This is a genomic window from Treponema sp. R6D11 (assembly GCF_054786075.1).
Genome location: NZ_BDHD01000464.1, coordinates 1 through 983, shown reverse-complemented (window position 1 = coordinate 983; position 983 = coordinate 1). Strand labels below are relative to the sequence as shown.

Sequence of the window (983 nt, the reverse complement as noted above, 5' to 3'; positions counted from 1 at the left end):
ATCCTGCGACGAATGTTCCGCCGCCATCGTCGAAGACGGGGAAAAAATCCTCTCCAACATAATAATGACCCAGATACCCTTTCACGCCCCGTGGAGCGGAGTAGTCCCCGAGATAGCCAGCAGAAAGCACACCGAGTGGATTTACGCCGTAACAAAAGAAGCTTTGGACAAAGCCGAAATAACTCAGGCCGATGTCGAAGCCGTTTCAGTAACAAGCCGCCCCGGCCTATTAGGCTCGCTCTTGGTCGGCCTCTCGTTCGCCAAGGCGTTCGCATGGTCACGTAACATTCCCTTTATAGCCGTGGATCACATGCTAGCCCACCTGTATGCCCCCCGCCTTATCCCCGAGAACAAGCCCGAATACCCGTTTCTGGGGCTTTTGGTTTCAGGGGGCCATACGATTATCTGCAAAGCCAGCAACTTCGACGACATTACGATCCTTGGAACCACCATCGACGACGCCGCCGGCGAAGCCTTTGACAAAGTGGCGAAGCATTACAACTTCGGCTATCCCGGCGGCAAAGTGATAGACGAAATGGCACGTAACGGAGACGCCGACGCATTTCGCTTTCCACTCCCGTCCCTTCACAAAGGCGATCACCGCTACGACGTGTCGTATTCGGGCCTAAAAACCGCCGTTATCAACCAGCTTGATATGTTCAAGGCAAAGGAAACCAAACCCACAAACGAGGACATAGCCGCCTCTTTCCAAAAAACCGCCGTAGAAATCCTTTTACGCGCCCTATTAAACGCCGCCGAAGATACCGGTCTTACAACAATTGTCGCAGGCGGCGGCGTTGCGGCTAACAGCTACCTTCGCTCGTGCCTCTCCAAGCAGAAACACCTCAACTGCATTTTCCCCCCTCTTTCCCTCTGCGGTGACAATGCCGCCATGATAGCCGGCATCGGGTATCAGTACCTTGTTAGGGGAGAGGATTTTTTCCCCGTCTTCGACGATGGCGGCGGAACATTCGTCGCAGGAT

Annotated in this window: 1 protein-coding gene; it reads left to right on the top strand. The window is 54.2% G+C overall.

Annotated features, from left to right (window positions below; translation table 11 throughout):
* The coding region (gene tsaD, locus ACYVTD_RS13990) for a tRNA (adenosine(37)-N6)-threonylcarbamoyltransferase complex transferase subunit TsaD (protein WP_461248335.1) at positions 1 to 983 on the top strand (983 nt) is incomplete at both ends.